Raw genomic sequence first — 16,245 nt, 5'->3', positions numbered from 1 at the left:
AAATAATGATGTGGATATTTTTATTTATTTCTCTGTGGATGGTTGTTACTTTCTGCTGCTGCAAATTCTGCCACCAGCAAATCTATGAACAAGCGAGTGCGCAGCGGTAAATAGCGGCGCGATGGATACATGATTTGTATCGGTGCGCTGATATCTGCCCATTCTGACAAAACTTCAATCAACTCACCGCTTGCCAAAGCTGCTGCCACATCCCACACTGATCGTCTGACCAACCCCAGACCTGCGATTGCCCAGTCATGCGCCTGCTCACCATTATCGGTTAGCCAGTTGCCGCGTACCCTGATGGTTTGTTCTTCTTGTGATGCGAGGGAATGAAAATGCCAGTCTGCATACATGACGCTGGACGATTGCATGAGTATGCAACTGTGCTGCAGTAAATCGGCTGGTGTATCTGGTTTGCCATGCTTGACGATATACGCGGGAGCCGCGCAAATGACACGGCGGTTGGCTGCCAGTGTGCGTGCGACCAGGCGTGAATCGTTGTTTGCACCTATCCTGATGGCACAATCGAAGCCGGATGCAAGCAGATCAATCAACTGGTCACTCAGCGAAAGCTGTACTTGCAGCTCTGGATATTGACTGGCAAATTTTGCCAATGCGGGGCCTATGTAGTGCCTGCCCAAAGCGACCGGCGAGGAGACGCGTAGCATGCCACGTGGCTCTGCCTGGCCTTGTCCCAGTTCTGCCTCGGCATTGGCAACATCCAGCAAAATGGCCTGGCAGCGCTCGAAATACAGTGCGCCTTCTTCCGTCAGGCTAAGTCGGCGCGAACTGCGTTGCAGCAGCCTCGTCCCCAAGGCGGCTTCCAGCCGGCTCATGCGCTTGCTGCCTACGGCTGGTGAAAACCCCAATTCACGGCCAGCAGCAGACAGGCTGCCGCTGATTACCGCCTGCACAAACAGCTTCATATCAGCCAGTTCTATCATGCACAAACCACCTATCTTTTCTAAATTGGAATAGATGCTTTAATTATTAAGCCTATTTTCAATAAATTGGAATGGTAGCACAGTAGTGTTCAGGCGAAATTCGCTTTACATATCAGGATTAACCAAACAGAAAGGAATATCATGCATGTCAAATTTTTAGCAGGCCTCGGTCTGTTACTAGCCATTAACACTTACGCAGGCACCGCTTATGCGCAAGACAACTTGCCGCAGCCGCGCCACATCATTGCTGATCAGTCCATCCCGGTAGCGCAACAGCAAAGCATGTCACTCGCAGCAAGGCGTTATTACGCTTTCTGGAATACCGGTGAGGCACAGTTTGCGCAAGCCGCACTGGCAGATAATTTTATGGACAGAAATTTACCCGCAGGCCGGCCTCAAGGCCCGCAGGGGCCATTGTTTGCATCAAAAAATTTTCGTGCTGCTGTGCCTGACCTGACACTGGAAGTGGAGGAAATGCTGCTGATCGGTGACCGTGTCATAGGTCGTCTGCATTTTACCGGACACTTCAGCGGCAGCTTTCATGGTCAGCAAGGAGATGGCCGCAAGGTCGATTTTATTGCAACTGATATCTACCGCGTCTCCGATGGCCGTATTGCAGAAAACTGGCATCTCGAAGATAACCTGACGCTGTTGCAGCAATTGGGCGTCATCAAACAGTGATATAAGAACCAGCTTCCGATCTTACTGCGCGTTCGTGATCGGGGTTCATGTGCTGCTCAAAGTGCTCATGTACTAGAGAGTAAATTCCGCTTTTTGCGCTGCGTTTTTGTTACCCTGACCCCGCTGACGCACGCTCGCTACAGATCGTAAACAGGTTCTAAGGAGCTTGAAATGAAAAACAAAATCAATCTGCCTGATGGTCATTTTTGGCCAGATGGTATACGCATGGTGGTCTCTGTTTCTATGCAGTTTGAAGCCGGTGCTCAATCAGAACACCAGAATGGCTCACCTTTCCCTGCCATGGCAGACACCAGTCTGCCTGACTTGCCAGCCCGTACCTGGTTTGAATATGGCGCACGTGAAGGCATACCGCGCATGCTGGATTTGTGGGACAGATTCAAGATACCCGTGACTTCACACATGGTGGGGCAGGCAGTATTGCAAAGACCAGAACTTGCCCGGGAGATCGTGCAGCGCGGTCATGAAGCAGCAGCGCATGGACATAGCTGGACGCCACACTGGACCATGAGTGAGGCTGAAGAGCGTACATCGTATATCGCCAATATCGCAGCGATAGAAACGGCAACAGGCACGCGTCCTGTCGGTTTTAATGCCTTCTGGTTGCGTGGCACGCCACGTACCCTGGGGATATTGCAGTCATTGGGTTTCACCTATCACATCGATGATCTCAGTGCGGATGAACCGATGATGAGCATAGTCAATGACAAGGATTTTGCCATCGTTCCCTACACTTTGCGCAATAACGATATTGCCCGCTTTGGGGCGGAGGGGCCATTGACAGCGCAAGCCTTTGGCCAGGAATTGCGGGACGAATTCGATCAGCTATATATGGAGTCAGGATACAGGCGGCGCATGATGTCGGTTTCCCTGCATGACCGCATAGGCGGCACCCCGTCGCGTGTCAAGATCATGGGGGAATTCTTGCAGTATGCTTTGCAGCATCCGGGCGTGGTCTTCATGCGCAAGGATCAGATTGCTGAGCTGGCCTTGAGTTTGCCGGACGTGCCTGCCAAATAATCTGACAGTGCTGGGGATGGGTGAGGATGTTCGTTGCATAAAGTACGGCATCCTCAGCAAGCTTCATTTCCCTGGTTAGTATCAGCCACCAACACCACCAAAAAAACGCACCCAGCTAGATACTTCATCATCAGGGCCGATACTGCGTTCAGTGCAGATATTTCTTCTGCCCGCACCATTGTCCTTGAGTTCACCCGCATCGGTAATGTAATACGCTGTGCGATACCATTCTTCTTCTTTTTTGAAGTTGGGCTTGTGGATGATAATGGTTTGTATCATGGTCGGCATGATCTGGCCTTCCTTGGTTTTGCAATTCCATTTGACTGCTGAACCTGTGTCGTCACCGACTATGCCGCCACTATGATTGCTTTTGAATTGTTCCCAACGAATTTGATACGTTACATACGGTAGTTTGCTGGCGGCAGCCTTGAATTCTGGATTGTCTTTATTTGCTGGCATTGTGTCAACGACGACCAGTAATACATCGGCATTGCGCTTGAAGGGCATTTTGCGAAAGTTGGGACTTTCTCTGATCCAGTAAGAGACAAAATACGTACCTGCTTTGGCTTCAAAGACTTTGCGTAATTTTTTGTCTGCGAACAGCGCCTCGCGTGATTCAAGTACAAGTTTATAGCCAAGTTGCTCACCCTTGACGTTGATGGCATTGTAGGCAAACTCACGGTATTTTTTGTCGCTGGCCATGCGGCTATAAATGGGGCTGTCAGCACGTTGCGTGATGACATTGGCATTTTGATCCATGCGCGGCATGTCAGTCCACATTTGTGCATGCACAGTAATGCTCATGCTACAGAAAGCAACTGCTATCGACTTGTGTGAAATTTTCATTCTGTACCGATAAAAAAGCTATAGTATTTTGTGACCTATCGTCATCGAGAAATGCTGTAACTGATCGAGGATAGCTTTGTTGGAAATATAGACGCTGACAATGCTACGCTCAGCATCATTGATCCAGAATTTGATATAGCCGATGTCTTTGCGCTTGAATAGCAGTCTGCCCAGAATATAAAACACTCCATAGCCCATCGCAGCACCGGCTGCAGCCTGACCTTGCGGCGTGCTGGTTGAGCCGCCAACCACGATACCTGTGAGTTCCGTACCTTGCGCAGGAAACATTTCCCAACGCAAGAGTTCACCAGCTGGTATGGTTTTTCTGATTTTTCCATCGATGAGATAAATAGTATTGTTGTTGTAGTTTACGGCGAGTGCGCTGTCATTGCAGGTATCAATCCAGGATTCATTGCTGACTTGTGACAAGTCATGAATTGTCTTAATCAAATCCAGACGCGCTTGCCTGGCTTTACGATAATTTGAATAAAAACTATAAACTATCCAGATCAGGACAGGTAGAGCCAGCATATTGCGTACATATTGCTGGCTGCTGATTTTTTCAATCAGATAGAACAGAACCAGGGCAATCAATATCGTCCGCACGTTCGGGCTTTTGAATAAGTTCAGAATCATCGCGCTACCTTGGGTGTTTTACATGGGCAGAACTTGCGCCATATTTTGCGTGTAGATTACCCGCACTGGCTGACCTATGTAATAGGAATCGCGCCCCTGTTGTTCCTGGGTGACAGTGATCAGGCTGCCGTTGCTGCGGAGGCGGACCACAATTTCCAGTCCTGGTACGTTCACCATGGAATTTTGCTCTGCGATGGCATTACCAACTACACCACCAACGACACCACCTAATACAGTGCTGACTTTTTTGCCGTTACCCTTGCCAATCTGATTGCCCAGTGCTGCTCCTGTCACTGCACCTACTACGGCGCCAGTGGCACCAGTCCTGCCTTGTTTTTGCAGTGTAGTCCTGCGCATGTCCTGGATGTCGCCTACTTCGCCAGCCTGCTGATCTTGAAACCCCCCCGCCCTGACATTGCGGGGTTCATTTTGTGCAGGCGTAGTTGTACAAGCCGATGCAGCGAGAATAAACATTGCCAGCGGGATATATTTTTTCATTTATATAGCAGCCTTATACAGGATTTCATGGGATTTCATGGAAATTTGATTGTGTTTTTCCAAGCTATTATAAATATCAAACTATAAATAATTGTCGTTTTATATTGTAAGTTTGTATTTCAAATTCATGATTAATGAACTTTTTTATAATGATATTATTGTAATATAAATCATTTTTTTGACGATGCATTTTGCTGAATAGGGGGCGGTGATGGCATCAACTGCTCTTTATAAACTTTGCCTGAAGGGCAACTCACAGCCAGAGTGATGTCAGCTTCATTTTCTTGAATTTTCTTAATATGCAAACTCGAAATGCTTCCTTGTTATTTAAAGGCAGTATTTTTATGATCAATTTCATTATTCAAACTCACTTCCAAACGCACTTACAAACAAAAGGACATTTTGATGAAGCTGGAAACCATAGCTGTACACGGTGGCTATACGCCTGATCCGACTACGCGCGCAGTTGCCGTGCCTATCTACCAGACAGTCGCCTATGCCTTTGATAATACCCAGCATGGCGCTGATCTGTTTGATCTGAAAGTGCAAGGCAATATCTATTCACGCATCATGAACCCTACCAATGATGTGCTGGAAAAACGCGTGGCTGAACTGGAAGGCGGCATTGCTGGTCTGGCGCTGGCTTCAGGTCAGGCAGCAATTACCTATGCGATACAAACCATTGCTGAGGCAGGGGACAATATCGTCTCTGCTTCTACCCTGTACGGCGGTACTTACAATCTGTTTGCCCATACACTTCCGCAATTCGGCATAGAGACCCGCTTTGCTGATTACCGTGATCCTGAATCCTTTGCAAAACTGATTGACGGCAAGACCAAGGCGGTGTTTGTTGAATCGATAGGTAATCCGCTCGGCAATATTACTGATATCGAAGCGATTGCCAAGGTAGCTCACAGGCACGGCGTGCCGCTGATAGTCGATAATACGGTACCGTCGCCCTATCTGTTGCGGCCCATAGAGTTCGGTGCCGACATCGTGGTTCATTCGCTGACCAAATACCTGGGCGGACATGGCAATTCCATAGGCGGCATCATTGTTGATTCAGGCAAATTCCCCTGGGCTGAGCATAAAGAGAGATTCAAACGCCTGAACGAGCCTGACGTGTCTTATCATGGCGTGGTGTATACCGAAGCACTGGGTGCAGCTGCTTATATAGGCCGTGCCCGCGTCGTACCTTTGCGTAATACTGGTGCAGCCTTGTCGCCCTTCAATGCCTTCCTGATCTTGCAGGGCATAGAAACCCTGGCCTTGCGTCTGGATAGAATCACCGACAACACCATCAAGATTGCCCATTATCTGGACAAGCATGCGAAGGTGAAGTGGGTTAATTACGCTGGCCTGCCTGAGCACAAAGATCATGCGTTGGCGCAAAAATACCTGGGTGGAAAACCTTCCGGCATCCTGACCTTTGGCCTGGAAGGCGGACGTGATGCCGGTGGTCGCTTCCAGGATGCCTTGCAGTTATTTACCCGTCTGGTGAATATCGGCGATGCCAAATCCCTGGCTTGCCATCCGGCCAGTACCACGCACCGTCAATTGAATCCTGATGAACTGGCAAAAGCCGGTGTCACTGAAGACACCGTGCGTTTGTCGATAGGCATAGAGCACGTCGATGACTTGATTGCTGACCTGGAACAGGCACTGGCAGCAGCTTGATTCCCTTAAATAAGGCTGGCAGCATTCACTGTCATTAGTTGTCATCAATTGTAGCGGTGCCAGCCAACGGCAATTCAAAAAAGAACTGGCTGCCAACATCCACAGTGGAGGTGAAGCCTATGCTGCCCTCCATTTTTTCTATGATGGTTTTGCAGATATTCAGGCCCAGGCCAGTACCACCTTTTTTACGGGTATTGGAGCCATCAACCTGGCTGAATTTCTGGAATATCTTGCTATGGAAATTAGGCGGAATGCCGCAGCCATGGTCGGTGACGATGACCTTGATCCTTTGTTTTGGCAAGTTCATTTCTACCGTTACTTCCACTTCGCCACCCTTGTTCGAGAACTTGATGGCGTTTGACAGTAAATTGGCCAGTACCTGGGCGACGCGGTGGCGGTCTACATTCACCATCATCCCGGCATAGGCCTCATGCCAGTTGATGCTGACCCCATATTCATCGGCATAAGACTTGTTGGCACTGATGGCATCCTGGATCAATGGTCCAATCTGGCTGATCTGGAAATTGAATTCCATTTTGCCCGAGGCGATTTTTTCAAGATCGAGAATATCATTAATCAGATGTAGCAGACGGTCACCATTGCGCATTGCCACCGTGATCAATTCATGGGCTTTCTCTGGAACCTGCCCGGTTACACCGGCTGCTACCAGACGCAGGGCACCATTGATGGATGTCAGTGGTGTGCGCAGTTCATGGCTGACCATGGAGACGAATTCATTCATCATCATCTCTACCCGTTTGCGGTCAGCGATGTCAAAGCTCATGGCATAAAAACCAGTGACTTGCCCGGTATCGTCATAAGCAGGTACATACACAGACTGATAATAGTAAGTGCGCTTGTTTAATTTGCCCTCGCCTTCGAAGCTGACCCGCTCGCCTGCCAGCACTGCTTGCACTTGTGGCGCATGGGCTTTATAGAATTCATCGCCGACGACTTCACGCAAGGTCTTGCCTAAAAGATGTTCGGGCTTGACGCCAAATTCCGTCGTCACGAAAGCATTCACGAATAAATAGCGTTCCTGTCTGTCCATGAAAGTGATGATGCAGGGCAGATTGTCGGCTATTGCCTGCAGGCGGCTTTGCACGCTGCGTTGTTCTTGCAAGGCATGTTCCAACTGGCTGGCTTTCAGCTCAATTTCGCGGGTGCGTGCGATCACCGTGGCTTCCAGGTCCTGGTTGCTGCGCTCGATCTTGGTCAGGTATTGTTCTTCTTTTTTAAGCATTCCGGCTATTGTTGCCGACAGCAGATGGGCTTCATGAAATCCGTGAACCACGGGCAGGCTGGCTTGCACTGTCTGAGCGTTACGGGTTTGGCTACGCTGTTCCATGAAGGAGCTGAGTTTGATCAATGAGGATGACATGCGGCGCGCCATCAATGACGCCAGCAGTGCCAGTACAACGCACAGTATGCCGCCAGATATCATGATTTCGCGCTGCAGATTACGCAAGGCTGCCATGGCAACGTCTTTGGGCTGACGCACCAGTATGCTCCATTGCAAGGCTGGATAATTGCGTGCCTGACCTGTCATGGTATAGGCGGTCAGATACTTTTGGCTGCCTTCCCAAACTTCTTCGGTAACACCACTCTTGCCTGAACGTGACAACTTCAGGCTGTTCGCTGTTATTTTGCTTTCCTCCATCTTCAGTGGACCGAGCAGGACGGTACCATCTTCACGCGCCACCAGGACTTCTGCCGCATATTGTTTATCTGCTGGAGCCAGTATGTTTTGTACCAGATTACGTGTCCAGTTCCAGCTCAGATGTACACCAAGCACACCGCGCAGCTTGCCGTCCGAGGTATATACGGGAATAGATACGTCCACAAAACGCCAGGGGTCCACGCTGTAAGGCAGCAGTTTTTGCAACAGCAGGGCAGGATGGTAATCACCTGCATACAGGGCTTTTTTCCCTTCTATAAACCAGGGCCGTTTACTGACGTCCTGGCCTTCCAGCATACCCTTGGTGGACGCCAGCACTTTACCCTCAGGGTCGGCCAGGCCTATCCAGGCATAGTCGGAAAAGTTGTGCTGCAGATGATCAAGGATGCGGCGTGCATCAGCCGGGTCTTTGCCATCCTTGATTTCATTGAGTTGCGACAGTAATTGCACATCACTGACGGATTTTTGCATGACCTGATCAAGAGCATCACGCATTTGCCATGCCACTTGCTGCAGTCTTTGCTCTGCTTCTTTCTGTGCGTAATTTTTGGCAAAATGGTCTACCAGCAACAGGGCAGATAAAACAGTAATCAGAACTACGGCACTGACCCCCAGGGTCAGTAAAGTCGCCAGTCGAGGATACGAAGTAGATTTATCTGTAACCATAGTAGCGATAATGTAGTCGGGTCTTTAAACTTGCTCATTAACATCATACGCTTAACGAGCCGCGATGCGATATTTTGCGCACCGCAGCAAGTATCTGCCTTGAGTTAGTAAGTGGCACTAATCACAGCATATTTGAAATTCGGATAATTAACTTCATTTTTATTCGTTTTCTGTCTTAGGTATTTTCTGTACATTCAATCTCTGTGACGAAAAACATGAATACAGAGAACGTGTATGACAGCTACCACATTAATTGCATCCTCAATCCTGCAGTCTGTTGAGCATCCTCTGCTTGCTGTAGCCCGTCAGCGTGCCACCGACGCCAGCCTGACATTTGCTGGCAGCGTTTCTCCTATAGACGCCTGGCAATTACATCAGCAAGGACTGGCAGTGATTGTTGACGTGCGCACCAATGAAGAGCGCAAATTTGTTGGCCACCTGCCGGACAGCCTGCATGTAGCCTGGGCGACGGGCACGGCACTGACGCGCAACCCGCGTTTTGTCAAGGAACTGGAAGGTAAGCTCAAGGATAAGCAGGCCGTGGTCTTGCTTCTGTGTCGAAGTGGTAAACGCTCGGCACTGGCAGCCGAAGCGGCCAGCAAGGCGGGTTTGCCAAATGTCTTCAATATAGAACAGGGTTTTGAAGGTGACCTGGATGAAGCGTTGCAGCGTGGGCATAACGGTGGCTGGCGCTTTCATAAGTTGCCCTGGGTGCAGGATTGAAATAATTGAAGAATTGAAAAGGCAGAGCATCATGGGACAGGCATTGCAACAGACTAAAGAGATACGCGCTTCGCTATTCGGTATAGAACAGGTTGTCAGCGAACTGGCAGTAGTGCGCCATGCCTGGCGGCGGCGTCAGCAAAGATCGGCGGAACCTGGCGGGCGTGAGTTGCCATCGCGCGATGCACTGGCAAAAATCCTCAATGACTTGCGTGGAGCCTTGTTCCCCATGCGCCTGGGGCCGCCTGAATTGCGGCAAGAGAGTGAAGATTTCTATGTCGGCCATACGCTTGATACTGTCCTGCATTCTCTGCTGAGCCAGGTCAGGCTGGAACTCAGCTATGCCTCGCGCTATCACGAAGAAGAGGGCCTGCATATAGATGACCGTGCCCTGACGATAGTGCGCGAATTTTCACGTGCCTTGCCAGGCATACGTTCACTGCTGGATAGCGATGTCATCTCAGCCTATCAGGGTGACCCGGCAGCACGCACTGTCGATGAAGTCTTGCTGTGCTACCCCGGCATACTGGCGATGATACATCACCGTATTGCGCATCAACTTTACCAGCTCGGTGTGCCGCTGTTGGCACGTATTGTTGCCGAGATTGCCCATGGTCAGACGGGTATAGATATCCACCCCGGCGCCAGCATAGGAGCAGGTTTTTTTATCGATCATGGTACTGGTGTGGTGATAGGTGAGACCGCTGTCATCGGCCAGCGTGTGCGTATTTACCAGGCTGTCACGCTGGGTGCAAAACGTTTCCCCAGCGATGATGATGGCAAGCTGCAAAAAGGTTTGCCGCGCCACCCCATTGTTGAAGATGATGTGGTGATCTATGCCGGAGCTACTGTGCTGGGCCGCGTCACCATAGGCCGCGGTGCCATCGTCGGTGGCAATGTCTGGGTCACCAGCGATGTCGCTGCAGGCAGCCATGTCAGCCAGGCCAGCTTGCGGCACGAACAGCAAAATCCCGTTTCTTTGGTTTGAATAAGTGAGCTTCAAATAAGGTGCCCGGTATCTGATACCGGGCACCTTATTCTCGCACGCCTGTTCATGTTTATTTTTTCGATGCACTGACTTTAATGGAGTAGAGTAATGACAGATGTCACTTCCAGTAATTTTGCGCTTAGCGACAACGCCGCCAGGCAGTTAGCGAACGCGACCAAGACCGTCCCGCAGTTATCCACCATCTCGCCACGCTGGCTGGTGCACCTGCTGCAATGGTTGCCGGTAGAGGCAGGTATCTATCGCCTCAACAAGGTAAAAAATCCCAAGGACGTGCGGGTAGCCTGCTCGCAGCGTGATGAGTCTGAATTGCCGCAAACCTTTGTCGATTATGACGAGCAGCCGCGCGAATATTTCCTCAATGCGGTAGCTACTGTGCTGGACGTGCATACGCGCATTTCTGATCTGTACAGCAGTCCGCATGACCAGATCAAGGAACAATTGCGCCTGACGGTAGAAACTATCAAGGAAAGACAGGAAAGTGAACTCATCAATAATCCTGATTATGGTTTGCTGGCAAATGTGCATGACGATCAGCGTATCTCCACCCTGACAGGTGCACCTACACCGGATGACCTTGATGATTTGCTGACCAAGGTCTGGAAAGAACCTGGCTTCTTCCTCGCCCACCCATTGGCGATTGCCGCTTTTGGCCGTGAGTGCACACGCCGTGGTGTACCACCACCAACAGTCAGCCTGTTCGGTTCGCAATTCCTGACATGGCGCGGTGTACCGCTGGTACCGTCTGACAAATTGCCGATCGAAGATGGCAAGACAAAAATAATTTTGTTGCGCGTTGGTGAAAAACGCCAGGGTGTGGTTGGCTTGTTCCAGCCTGGCCTGGCGGGTGAACAAAGCCCTGGTTTGTCCGTGCGCTTCATGGGCATCAACCGCAATGCGATTGCCTCTTACCTCATCTCCCTGTACTGCTCGCTGGCAGTATTGACGGATGATGCAGTGGCTGTTCTGGACGACGTAGAGATCGGTAAATACCATGACTATCCTGACACCTACAAATAATGCGGGCTCGGCAAACTCCGGTTTGCCGGATGAGGCTGCATTGAATCGCATGGCATCAGAATTTTTTGCGCTGGTGCCCGGTGCGGCGCAAGCCGCTGCGCAATTCTTGCCGGGCTTTAGCCAGGGCAGTACGCCTGAAGCACCGCCTTCAGCGCGTACACCTGTGCACGATAGCAGTTCGGTGCAAAGCCAGCCTTCTGTCTCTGTCAGTGGCGTGCCACAAAATGGTGGTAGCAGCATTGCACCTTCGCGTCCACAAGCCGGTGGAGCCAGTTCCAGCACGCCCTATTATTTTGTCGGGCAAGAACACGGCTATCCGGTTGCTGACAATAATCTTGACAGCCTGGCGGCACAGGGAACGGGTAAGCAATCCGGGGCCAATGCTTTCAACGTGCCGGGGCAAGAGCAATTGCAACGCATACTGGGTGAACTGTATCCGGCCACGTCTGCACCAGCGCAGCAATCTGGTGGTAGTGCTGCGCACCCGGCTTATTATTTCCAGCAAGGGGAACAAGACTACTGGGATCAGGCACCAAGGGCAGCTAATCCATCACTGGCAGCACCCTTCGACATCAATGCTGTGCGCAGGGACTTTCCTATCCTGGCCGAGCGTGTCAATGGCAAGCAACTGGTGTGGTTTGATAATGCCGCCACCACGCACAAGCCAAAGGCTGTGATAGACCGTATCAGTTATTTCTATGAGCATGAAAACTCAAATATACATAGAGCGGCACATGAACTGGCAGCACGTGCCAGCGATGCTTATGAGTTTGCGCGTAAAAAGGTCGCCAGGTTTCTTGGTGCTGCCACTGAACAGGAAATCATTTTCGTACGCGGTGCGACTGAAGGTATCAATCTGATCGCGCAAACCTTCGGCAAGAAGTTCATCGGTGCTGGTGACGAGATCATTGTCTCTGAGCTTGAACATCATGCCAATATCGTGCCCTGGCAACAACTGGCGGCAGAGAAGGGGGCAGTCATACGTGTCATTCCTGTCGATGACAGTGGCCAGGTCTTGCTCGACGAGTACCGCAAACTCTTGAACAGCAAGACCCGTCTGGTGGCAGTAACGCAAGTGTCAAATGCCCTGGGTACTATCGCCCCTGTGCATGAGATCGCGGCTCTGGCCCATGCCGCTGGTGCCCGCGTGCTGATAGACGGGGCGCAAGCCGTGTCACATCTGCGCGTCAATGTGCAGGCGCTGGATGCTGACTTTTATGTCTTCTCAGGTCACAAGATATTTGGTCCGACTGGCATAGGTGTGGTGTATGGCAAGAAGGCTTTGCTGGAACAACTGCCACCCTGGCAGGGTGGTGGCAATATGATTGCAGATGTGACTTTCGAGCACACCCGTTATCAGCCAGCACCGGCCCGCTTTGAAGCCGGTACTGGCAATATCGCCGATGCAGTTGGCCTTGGTGCGGCGATTGATTATGTCGAACGCATAGGTCTGGAAAATATCGCCCTGTACGAACATGCCTTGCTGGAATACGCAACGCATGGGCTGAAGAGCATACCTGGTGTGCGCCTGATCGGTACGGCGCATGAAAAAGCCAGTGTTGCTTCTTTCGTGCTGGCGGGTTATGAAACGGCAGAAGTGGGCAAGGCGCTCAATGAAGAGGGAATCGCGGTACGTTCCGGCCATCATTGCGCCCAACCCATCTTGCGTCGCTTTGGAGTAGAAGCAACGGTACGGCCTTCATTTGCTTTCTACAATACCTGTGAAGAGATAGATCGCTTGCTGGCTGTCGTACGCAGGCTGGCGAATAATCGCAAGTGAAATTAGTAAGTGAGGTAATTGAATTTGATGCACTATCTGCCCGTTAGAAATAACGGGCAGTTTTTTTACTTCATTATTATTTCTGTACTGCCTTCAATACAAAATCGCTGGTGTCACGCAATACTGCCTTGGCGTTTGCTGGCTTGTCCATCATGCGCGACAACAGTAAGCCACCTATCAGCGAAGACAAGACGCCGTGCGCGGTAGCAGCATCATCCTTGACACCTGAACGCTGTAATTGTTTGCTGATAATGGCCAGCAATTGATCAACCCCTTGCGCCATCACTTCCTTGCTTGCTGTCTCGCCGCGCGCGGCTTCTGCCCCCATTGCCGCAATCGCGCAACCATGGCCAGGATGTTCACTATGCGCCCGGCTCAGGTAGCTATGCACGAGGCTGGCGATGGCTTCTTCGTCGCTGACCAGCTCTGTCTTACGCAGCAGTTCTGAGCGCGTGCTTTCCAGCGCGGCACTGCAGGCTTCGGCAATCAGGGCTTCCTTGGATTCAAAGTGTTTGTAAAAACCGCCATGCGTGAGCCCGGCTTCTTTCATCAGGTCGGCCACACCTATGCCATTGATGCCATATTCACGATACAGGCGGGCAGCGGTTTCCACTATGCGCTCACGGGTTTGCGCGGCTTGTTCGCGGGTAGTTCTCATTTGCTCTATTCCTAAAAAATCTGCCAACCAGAGTTTTCATTTTAATACTGGTTTTAATCAGGTTTGACATGAATCTCTATTTTAGATGATAATCAACATCTACTGGATTATATTCGTCATCTAATTTCGGGGGAAGTATGAATACACCAGCCAGAGCAATAAATAATGCAACAAATAAGCCCATCATGGACATGATCTTGCAGGCATTCACCCGGCCGCAAAGGCAGGCAGAAACTGAAGATGATAAAAAGGCACTGGCGCAGGCGCGACCCGTCAGTATTCCTTATGCAGGGCTGGAATTGCGTGCCTGGACCTGGGGGCAGGGGCCGCAAGTCCTGCTCCTGCATGGCTGGGAAAGCCGTGCCAGCCACATGGCAGGTTTTGTCGCCCCTTTGCTGCGGGCAGGTTTTAGCGTGACTGCGCTGGATGCACCGGCACACGGTGCATCGCAAGGCGAAACGACCAATGTACTCGACTATGGCAAGGCCGTTGTCGCAGTAGCAAAGCATCTGGGAGCACTCACCGCCACGATCTCCCATTCAGTAGGCTCAGCCGCCAGTCTGCATGCATTTGCTCAAGGCGTACAAGTCAAGGCCAGTGTGCATCTGTGCGGCCCGGCTTCGCTAACACGCGTATTCCAGCATGCAGCCAGGGCAGGTGGCCTGGATGAGGCAGCCAGGCAGCAGCTGGAAGATATGCTGGCAAGCAGCATAGGTGCACCGCTGCCATCCATGGATTTGTCCCAGTTGCAGCATGGCATGCATCACCCCGCCCTGATCCTGCATGACCCTGAAGATAAAGAAATACCCTACTCCGAAAGCCAGGCACTGGCGGCTGCCTGGCCGCAAGCCAGTCTGGTGGCAAGTGCAGGAACCGGACACAGGCGCATCTTGCGCACGCCAGAGATACATGCGGCAGCAGTCAGCTTCATCATCAACAAACTTGCCGCTGATATTGTTGAACGAGTGATAGAAGCCGGAGAGACATCATGAAAAATATCAGTCCCTGGCCAACCTTTGCCCTGGCCAGCGTTGCTGTATTTCTGGTGTCGCTTGATGCCACCATAGGCTTCGCTGTCTTTCCCGCATTGCGCCACGCCTTCCCGGATGTACGGCCCAGTGAGCTGTCCTGGGTGTTGAATGCCTATACCATCGTTTATGCTGCATTACTGGTACCCGCCGGTCGCCTGGCAGACTTATTGGGGCGCAAGCGTTTGTTCATACTTGGTGTAGGCGTGTTCACCCTGGCATCTGGTTTGTGCGGTGTGGCTGGCAGCACGGGCATGCTGATCTTCTTCCGTGTCTTGCAAGCTGTAGGCGCGGCCTTGCTGACGCCAACTTCTTTGGCGCTGGTATTGCAGGCTTTCCCTATCGAGAAACGTGCCATTGCCGTCAGCCTGTGGGGTGCGGTTGCTGCGCTGGCAGCGGCAGTCGGGCCAAGTGCAGGTGCGCTCATTATAGAGAGCATCAACTGGCAGTGGGCATTTTTGATCAATGTCCCTATAGGCATCATCGCCATGATCAGGGCGGCGCTAAGCCTGTCAGAATCGCGCAACCTGGAAACCGGCCATCGTTTTGACTGGCCAGGTGTATTCTTGCTCATTGCAGGGAGTGGCTTGCTGATACTGGGCATAGTCCAGTCCGACAGTTGGGGCTGGCAGGCACCGGCGACTCTTGCCACCATCAGCGTTGGCGTAGCAATACTTCTTGTCTTTATTTATTGGGCTAAAGGCAGGCCACATGCAGCGGTGGATTTGAGTTTGTTCGAGGACAGGAATTATCGCTTTGTGAATGCTGCCACCCTGGTATTTGGTGCAGCTTTTACCGCCATGTTCCTGAGCTTCTTTTTATTCATGACGGCGATCTGGCATTACGGTCTCACCAAGGCTGGTTTTGGTATCACACCTGGCCCTTTGATGGTCATGCCAGTGGCAATTATCTCTGGCCGTTGTGTCGCCCGCTTTGGTCATAAACCTTTGTTGGTAGCAGGTGGATTGATCTATGCCCTGAGCGGCTTATGGTTTTACCTGAACACCAGTCTGACAGCTGATTATCTTACGGTCTGGTTGCCTGGCATGCTGCTTAGTGGCATAGGCGTAGGGCTGGTGCTGCCATCGCTTTCAGGTGCAGCCGTGGCGCGTTTGCCTGCAAAACGTTTTGGTGTGGGTAGTGCAGTCAATCAGGCAATCCGCCAGTTTGGTTCTGCTCTGGGTGTGGCGTTCACAGTGACCATACTGGGGGGACAGGTGCAGAATCTGCAGCAATTCCGCTATGTTTATCTCTTTTTGGTTGCGGGTGGTGTATTGACTTCTTTGCTAAGTATGTTCATCAGGACGCAAGCTGTGCAAAAACCTGAGATACAGGCCGATGTGCCAATAATAGCCTGATCCGG

General features: G+C 51.2%; 15 protein-coding genes. 9 read left to right on the top strand and 6 right to left on the bottom strand.

Annotated elements, in window-relative coordinates:
* Window positions 1–20: 20 nt before the first annotated feature.
* Complete coding sequence (locus AC07OI_RS00470) at window positions 21–947, bottom strand: LysR family transcriptional regulator (protein ID WP_495255924.1); 927 nt, start codon at window positions 945–947, stop codon at window positions 21–23.
* A 141-nt stretch (window positions 948–1,088) separates the two neighbouring features.
* Here AC07OI_RS00470 and AC07OI_RS00465 point away from each other — a divergent pair, with 141 nt between their 5' ends.
* Both AC07OI_RS00465 and AC07OI_RS00460 read left to right on the top strand, forming a co-directional pair.
* A complete protein-coding gene (locus AC07OI_RS00465; RefSeq protein WP_495255923.1) occupies window positions 1,089–1,628 on the top strand; it encodes an ester cyclase in 540 nt (179 codons plus the stop codon).
* Window positions 1,629–1,799: 171 nt separating this feature from the next.
* A complete protein-coding gene (locus AC07OI_RS00460) occupies window positions 1,800–2,666 on the top strand; it encodes a polysaccharide deacetylase family protein (RefSeq protein ID WP_495255922.1) in 867 nt (288 codons plus the stop codon).
* Window positions 2,667–2,747: 81 nt separating this feature from the next.
* Here AC07OI_RS00460 and AC07OI_RS00455 read toward each other — a convergent pair whose 3' ends face one another.
* From AC07OI_RS00455 to AC07OI_RS00445, 3 genes are read right to left on the bottom strand one after another with little or no spacing between them, the layout of a single operon-like run.
* Complete coding sequence (locus tag AC07OI_RS00455) at window positions 2,748–3,470, bottom strand: hypothetical protein (protein ID WP_495255921.1); 723 nt, start codon at window positions 3,468–3,470, stop codon at window positions 2,748–2,750.
* A 60-nt stretch (window positions 3,471–3,530) separates the two neighbouring features.
* Window positions 3,531–4,148: a hypothetical protein gene (locus AC07OI_RS00450; protein WP_495255920.1), complete on the bottom strand. Its 618-nt coding sequence runs from the start codon at window positions 4,146–4,148 to the stop codon at window positions 3,531–3,533.
* Window positions 4,149–4,166: 18 nt separating this feature from the next.
* The gene (locus tag AC07OI_RS00445) at window positions 4,167–4,646 is read right to left on the bottom strand and encodes an outer membrane lipoprotein (protein WP_492703706.1); all 480 of its coding nucleotides are present in this window, start codon (window positions 4,644–4,646) and stop codon (window positions 4,167–4,169) included.
* Window positions 4,647–5,051: 405 nt separating this feature from the next.
* Between AC07OI_RS00445 and AC07OI_RS00440 the strand changes: the two genes are divergently transcribed.
* A complete protein-coding gene (locus AC07OI_RS00440; protein ID WP_110254869.1) occupies window positions 5,052–6,323 on the top strand; it encodes an O-acetylhomoserine aminocarboxypropyltransferase/cysteine synthase family protein in 1,272 nt (423 codons plus the stop codon).
* 34 nt (window positions 6,324–6,357) lie between these two features.
* Here the strand turns inward: AC07OI_RS00440 and AC07OI_RS00435 are convergent, their stop codons facing one another.
* Entirely contained in the window at window positions 6,358–8,667 is a 2,310-nt protein-coding gene (locus tag AC07OI_RS00435) for a sensor histidine kinase (protein ID WP_495255919.1), read from the bottom strand.
* Window positions 8,668–8,901: 234 nt separating this feature from the next.
* On the opposite strand from AC07OI_RS00435, the gene AC07OI_RS00430 reads away from it, so the two are divergent.
* From AC07OI_RS00430 to AC07OI_RS00415, 4 genes are all read left to right on the top strand, one after another.
* Window positions 8,902–9,390, top strand: a complete 489-nt coding sequence (locus AC07OI_RS00430) for a rhodanese-like domain-containing protein (protein WP_495255918.1) — start codon at window positions 8,902–8,904, stop codon at window positions 9,388–9,390.
* A gap of 31 nt (window positions 9,391–9,421) precedes the next feature.
* The gene (gene epsC, locus AC07OI_RS00425) at window positions 9,422–10,378 is read left to right on the top strand and encodes a serine O-acetyltransferase EpsC (protein WP_423005480.1); all 957 of its coding nucleotides are present in this window, start codon (window positions 9,422–9,424) and stop codon (window positions 10,376–10,378) included.
* A 108-nt stretch (window positions 10,379–10,486) separates the two neighbouring features.
* Complete coding sequence (locus tag AC07OI_RS00420) at window positions 10,487–11,416, top strand: family 2A encapsulin nanocompartment shell protein (RefSeq protein WP_492703703.1); 930 nt, start codon at window positions 10,487–10,489, stop codon at window positions 11,414–11,416.
* Window positions 11,391–13,196, top strand: coding sequence for a family 2A encapsulin nanocompartment cargo protein cysteine desulfurase (locus tag AC07OI_RS00415; protein WP_495255917.1), 1,806 nt, complete (start codon window positions 11,391–11,393; stop codon window positions 13,194–13,196). Before AC07OI_RS00420 ends, AC07OI_RS00415 begins: the two co-directional genes overlap by 26 nt.
* A 76-nt stretch (window positions 13,197–13,272) precedes the next feature.
* Here AC07OI_RS00415 and AC07OI_RS00410 read toward each other — a convergent pair whose 3' ends face one another.
* Window positions 13,273–13,854 carry a TetR/AcrR family transcriptional regulator gene (locus tag AC07OI_RS00410; protein ID WP_495255916.1) on the bottom strand — a complete coding sequence of 194 codons (582 nt, stop codon included), beginning with the start codon at window positions 13,852–13,854 and terminating at the stop codon, window positions 13,273–13,275.
* A 137-nt stretch (window positions 13,855–13,991) separates the two neighbouring features.
* Here AC07OI_RS00410 and AC07OI_RS00405 point away from each other — a divergent pair, with 137 nt between their 5' ends.
* Entirely contained in the window at window positions 13,992–14,846 is an 855-nt protein-coding gene (locus AC07OI_RS00405) for an alpha/beta fold hydrolase (RefSeq protein WP_495255915.1), read from the top strand.
* A complete protein-coding gene (locus tag AC07OI_RS00400; protein WP_495255914.1) occupies window positions 14,843–16,240 on the top strand; it encodes an MFS transporter in 1,398 nt (465 codons plus the stop codon). Before AC07OI_RS00405 ends, AC07OI_RS00400 begins: the two co-directional genes overlap by 4 nt.
* The last annotated feature ends 5 nt before the right edge of the window (window positions 16,241–16,245 follow it).

It is taken from the genome of Undibacterium sp. GW821-FHT07F11 (assembly GCF_059418665.1).
Note: the sequence above shows the minus strand (reverse complement) of the source record. Positions and strands in the feature narration are given on the sequence as shown.

What these genes read in the sequence shown, in the direction of transcription:
- AC07OI_RS00470 (WP_495255924.1), bottom strand. Translation starts at nt 947, where the DNA reads ATGATAGAACTGGCTGATATGAAGCTGTTTGTGCAGGCGGTAATCAGC.
- AC07OI_RS00465 (WP_495255923.1), top strand. Translation starts at nt 1,089, where the DNA reads ATGCATGTCAAATTTTTAGCAGGCCTCGGTCTGTTACTAGCCATTAAC.
- AC07OI_RS00460 (WP_495255922.1), top strand. Translation starts at nt 1,800, where the DNA reads ATGAAAAACAAAATCAATCTGCCTGATGGTCATTTTTGGCCAGATGGT.
- AC07OI_RS00455 (WP_495255921.1), bottom strand. Translation starts at nt 3,470, where the DNA reads ATGAGCATTACTGTGCATGCACAAATGTGGACTGACATGCCGCGCATG.
- AC07OI_RS00450 (WP_495255920.1), bottom strand. Translation starts at nt 4,148, where the DNA reads ATGATTCTGAACTTATTCAAAAGCCCGAACGTGCGGACGATATTGATT.
- AC07OI_RS00445 (WP_492703706.1), bottom strand. Translation starts at nt 4,646, where the DNA reads ATGAAAAAATATATCCCGCTGGCAATGTTTATTCTCGCTGCATCGGCT.
- AC07OI_RS00440 (WP_110254869.1), top strand. Translation starts at nt 5,052, where the DNA reads ATGAAGCTGGAAACCATAGCTGTACACGGTGGCTATACGCCTGATCCG.
- AC07OI_RS00435 (WP_495255919.1), bottom strand. Translation starts at nt 8,667, where the DNA reads ATGGTTACAGATAAATCTACTTCGTATCCTCGACTGGCGACTTTACTG.
- AC07OI_RS00430 (WP_495255918.1), top strand. Translation starts at nt 8,902, where the DNA reads ATGACAGCTACCACATTAATTGCATCCTCAATCCTGCAGTCTGTTGAG.
- epsC (WP_423005480.1), top strand. Translation starts at nt 9,422, where the DNA reads ATGGGACAGGCATTGCAACAGACTAAAGAGATACGCGCTTCGCTATTC.
- AC07OI_RS00420 (WP_492703703.1), top strand. Translation starts at nt 10,487, where the DNA reads ATGACAGATGTCACTTCCAGTAATTTTGCGCTTAGCGACAACGCCGCC.
- AC07OI_RS00415 (WP_495255917.1), top strand. Translation starts at nt 11,391, where the DNA reads ATGACTATCCTGACACCTACAAATAATGCGGGCTCGGCAAACTCCGGT.
- AC07OI_RS00410 (WP_495255916.1), bottom strand. Translation starts at nt 13,854, where the DNA reads ATGAGAACTACCCGCGAACAAGCCGCGCAAACCCGTGAGCGCATAGTG.
- AC07OI_RS00405 (WP_495255915.1), top strand. Translation starts at nt 13,992, where the DNA reads ATGAATACACCAGCCAGAGCAATAAATAATGCAACAAATAAGCCCATC.
- AC07OI_RS00400 (WP_495255914.1), top strand. Translation starts at nt 14,843, where the DNA reads ATGAAAAATATCAGTCCCTGGCCAACCTTTGCCCTGGCCAGCGTTGCT.